The organism is Streptomyces sp. NPDC055078, assembly GCF_053607985.1.
In genome coordinates this window covers 1-4,215 of the sequence record NZ_JBSGUP010000692.1, presented here as the reverse complement: position 1 = coordinate 4,215, position 4,215 = coordinate 1, and the positions used below count along the sequence as shown (strand labels likewise).

4 protein-coding genes are annotated in these 4,215 nt (G+C 73.5%); all 4 read left to right on the top strand.

Going from position 1 to position 4,215, the window contains the following annotated elements; translation table 11 throughout:
- The first annotated feature begins 316 nt into the window (after window positions 1-316).
- Complete coding sequence (locus ACWF94_RS34905) at window positions 317-676, top strand: histidine triad nucleotide-binding protein (protein WP_453498032.1); 360 nt, start codon at window positions 317-319, stop codon at window positions 674-676.
- 9 nt (window positions 677-685) lie between these two features.
- Window positions 686-1,594: a ribonuclease Z gene (locus ACWF94_RS34900; RefSeq protein WP_453498029.1), complete on the top strand. Its 909-nt coding sequence runs from the start codon at window positions 686-688 to the stop codon at window positions 1,592-1,594.
- Window positions 1,595-1,605: 11 nt separating this feature from the next.
- The gene (locus tag ACWF94_RS34895; RefSeq protein WP_453498027.1) at window positions 1,606-2,613 is read left to right on the top strand and encodes an adenosine deaminase; all 1,008 of its coding nucleotides are present in this window, start codon (window positions 1,606-1,608) and stop codon (window positions 2,611-2,613) included.
- Window positions 2,614-2,834: 221 nt separating this feature from the next.
- A complete protein-coding gene (locus tag ACWF94_RS34890) occupies window positions 2,835-3,980 on the top strand; it encodes a carbohydrate kinase family protein (protein ID WP_453498024.1) in 1,146 nt (381 codons plus the stop codon).
- The last annotated feature ends 235 nt before the right edge of the window (window positions 3,981-4,215 follow it).

Here is a 4,215-nt window from a genome sequence, read left to right as displayed (position 1 = left end):
CGCATAGTCAGCCCGTTGGGGGTCCCCCCGGACGAAGTCTGGGGGAGATTGAGGACACGCCCGCAGGGCGTGCCGCTGACGACGGCGCGCGGGCTGCGGGCGACAGCGCTGGGCCCCCCGCGAGGTACCGGCACCCGTACCGGTCACTATCGCGGCGGCGGCGCCCAGGGCCCGGGCGGCGGCACCCGCCCCGGCCAACGCACCCCACAGGAGCGGCGCACCCCGCAGGGGCATCGCACCCCGCAGGGGCATCGCACCGCACCCCGGTCGATAAGATGCCCCGGTCAACCGTACGGACACGAGGAGGACCCCCGGCATGGCCGGAGAACCGCAGACCGACTGCCTGTTCTGCAAGATCGTCTCGGGGGATGTCCCCGCCACCGTCGTGCGGGAGACCGAGACCGTCGTGGCGTTCCGCGACATAAACCCCCAGGCCCCCACCCACGTCCTGGTCATCCCCAGGGCCCACTACCCCGACGCCGCCTCCCTCGCCGCCGCCGCGCCGCAACTCGCGGCCGATGTGCTGCGGGTGGCCGGAGAGGTCGCCGAGCAGGAGAAGACGGCAGAGCCGGGGTACCGCATCGTCTTCAACACCGGGTCCGGCGCCGGGCAGACCGTCTTCCACGCCCACGCCCACCTCCTCGGCGGGCGCGGCCTCGAATGGCCCCCTGGATAGCGGCGCACCTTGTCCGTACGAGAACTGGTGGTCCTCGGCACCGCCAGCCAGGTCCCGACCCGGCACCGCAACCACAACGGCTATCTGCTGCGCTGGGACGCCGAGGGCATCCTCTTCGACCCGGGCGAGGGCACCCAGCGCCAGATGCTGCGCGCCGGGGTCGCCGCGCACGACCTCAACCGGATCTGTGTCACCCACTTCCACGGTGACCACTCCCTCGGGCTCGCCGGAGTCATCCAGCGGATCAACCTCGACCAGGTGCCGCACGAGATCACCGCGCACTACCCGGCGAGCGGACAGCGCTTTTTCGAGCGGCTGCGGTACGCCACCGCCTACCGCGAGACCGTACGGCTGACCCAGGCCCCCGTCACCGCCGACGGGGCGCTCGCCGAGACCGCCTCGTACACCCTCGAAGCCCGCAGGCTGTCGCATCCGGTCGAGTCGTACGGCTACCGGATCGTCGAGCCGGACGGCCGCCGGATGCTCCCCGGGGAACTCGCCGCGCGCGGCATCACGGGCCCCGACATCGGCCGCCTCCAGCGCGAGGGCGCGGTCGGCGGCGTCACCCTCGAAGAGGTCAGCGAGATCAGGCGCGGGCAGCGGTTCGCGTTCGTCATGGACACCCGGCTCTGCCCCGGCGTACACGCCCTCGCGGACGGCTGCGACATGCTCGTCATCGAGTCCACCTTCCTGGACGAGGACGAGCGGCTGGCCACCGACCACGGCCATCTGACCGCCGGACAGGCCGCCCGCGCGGCCCGTGACGCGGGCGTACGCCACCTCGTGCTCACCCACTTCTCGCAGCGCTACAGCGACCCCGGGGAATTCGAGCGACAGGCGCGCGCGGCCGGGTTCGAGGGCGAGCTGACCATCGCCACCGATCTTCTGCGTGTCCCCCTTCCCCGACGTCACCAGTGAGGCGGCCGGCCGTGCCCCTGCCCAAGGCCGAACTCCATGTGCATATCGAAGGCACCCTGGAGCCCGAACTCGTCTTCGCGCTCGCCGCGCGCAACAGCGTGCCGCTGCCCTTCGACGACCCCGGCGAACTGCGCCGCGCCTACGACTTCGACGACCTCCAGTCGTTTCTGGATCTGTACTACGGACTGATGGCCGTCCTGCGCACCGAGGACGACTTCGCCGAACTCACCGACGCGTATCTGGCGCGCGCGTCCGCCCAGGGCGTACGCCACGCCGAGATCTTCTTCGACCCCCAGGCGCATACGGCCCGGGGCGTCCCCATCGGCACGGTCATCGAGGGCATCGCCCGCGCTCTGGACCGAGGCGAGGAGCGGTACGGCGTCTCCACCCGGCTGATCATGTGCTTCCTCAGGGATCTGTCCGCCGGCTCGGCGATGGAGACGCTGAACGCCGCGAAACCGTATCTGCACCGGATCACGGCGGTCGGCCTGGACTCGGCGGAGGCGGGCAATCCGCCGTCGAAGTTCCGCGAGGTGTACGAGGCGGCTGCCGCGCTCGGACTGCGCAAGGTGGCGCACGCGGGGGAGGAGGGCCCGGCGTCGTACGTCCGGGAGGCCCTGGACGTCCTCGGGGTGGAGCGGATCGACCACGGTCTGCGCTGCACGGAGGACGGGGAACTGGTCGAACGGCTGGTGCGGGAGCGGATTCCGCTGACGCTCTGCCCGCTGTCGAACGTACGGCTGCGGGCCGTCGACACCCTGGAGCAGCACCCGCTGCGGGAGATGATGGACGCCGGCCTGCTGTGCACGGTCAACTCCGACGATCCCGCGTACTTCGGCGGCTACATCGGCGACACCTTCCACGCGGTCCACGAGGCGCTGGGGCTCGGTGACGAGCGGCTGCGGGAGCTGGCGCGCAACTCGTTCCTCGCGTCGTTCCTGGAGGACGACGAGGAGCGGCGGGCGCGGCTGATCGCCGAGGTCGACGCGTACGACTTCGCCGTCCGGCGGCCCGAGTAGTACACCGACCGGCACGGACCGGGCCGCGGCTGCCGGACCGGGAGGCGGGGAAGTCGCCGCCGATCCGTAACCGGGCGTGGGGATCGAGCACGGCTGCCGTACCGGGCGCGGGGACGGCGTCGCCGACCCGTACCGGGGCGCGGGGATTCGGGACGGTTGCCGCACCCGGGCGCGGGGATTTGGCAGACTGGCCAGATCTGCACCACGCACGGGAGCACACGGTGACCACTCGGCACGGAAAGCAGCAGGGTCCGGGCGGCCCGCGGCCCGGCGCGCTCGGTACGAGGGCCGGCCATGGCTCCCTCGATCCGCTCGCCCTCCTCCGCACCCCCGCCGATCCGGCCTGCGACGTCTATCTCACCGGCACGGTCTTTCTCGACATCATCTTCACCGGCCTGGACACCGCGCCGGTCCGCGGCACCGAGTCCTGGGCCCGGGGCATGGGCTCCAGCCCCGGCGGTGTCGCCAATATGGCCACCGCGCTCGCCCGCCTCGGCCTGCACACCTCGCTCGCCGCCGCCTTCGGGGACGACCACTACGGCGAGTACTGCTGGGACGCCCTCGAACAGGGCGAGGGCATCGATCTCGCCCTGTCGCGCACCGTGCCCGGCTGGCACTCGCCCGTCACCGTCTCCATGGCGTACGAGGGCGAGCGCACGATGGTGTCCCACGGCCACGAGGCCCCGCCGCCCGAGCCGGCCCCCGACTGCCCGCCGCCCGCCCGCGCCGCCGTCGCCTCGCTGACCCCCGCGCACGACGAGTGGATCGCCCAGGCCGCCCGCAAGGGCACCCGGGTCTTCGCCGATGTCGGCTGGGACGAGACGGGCCGCTGGGACCCGGCGGACCTCGCCGATCTGGAGCACTGCGAGGCGTTCCTGCCCAACGCGTCGGAGGCGATGCGCTACACCCGCACCGACTGCCCGCGCGCCGCCGCCCGCGCGCTGACCGAACTGGTGCCGGTGGCGGTCGTCACGCTCGGGGCGGAGGGGGCGTACGCGGTGGACGGCGGGAGCGGCGAGTGCGCCCAGGTCCCGGCCATCGCGGTGGAGGCGCTCGACCCGACCGGGGCCGGTGATGTGTTCGTCGCCGGATTCGTCACCGGGACGCTCGCGGGCTGGCCGCTCGCCGACCGGCTGGCCTTCGCGGGGCTGACCGCCGCGCTCTCGGTACAGGAGTTCGGCGGGTCGCTCTCCGCGCCGGGCTGGCTGGAGATCGCGGCCTGGTGGCAGCACGTCCAGGGGCTGACCGACCAGGACCCGGCGGCCCTGCGCCGCTACGCCTTCCTGGACGCCCTGCTGCCCGCGCCCGCCAGGCCCTGGCCCCTGCGCCGGGCCGTCCCGACCATCGGCTTCCGCAGCACGGCCTGACCGGTGGGCCGCCCGGCTGTACGGGGCCGGTGCCACGCACGGCGGCGGCCGACCCGTACGGCACCACAGCCCCGTGCGGCAGCGCGCGCCCAGCGGACGGCACCACAGCCCCGTGCGGCAGCGCGCCCCCAGGGGACGGCACAAGCCCCTGAACAGCACCACAGCCCCCGTACGGCCCACCGCGCCCACCACCCGGACGCAGCCCGGGGAAGTGTTCCCGGCGCCCCGGAAGCCG

Coding starts and splice junctions, on each gene's coding strand:
- ACWF94_RS34905 (WP_453498032.1), top strand. CDS start 317: ATGGCCGGAGAACCGCAGACCGACTGCCTGTTCTGCAAGATCGTCTCG.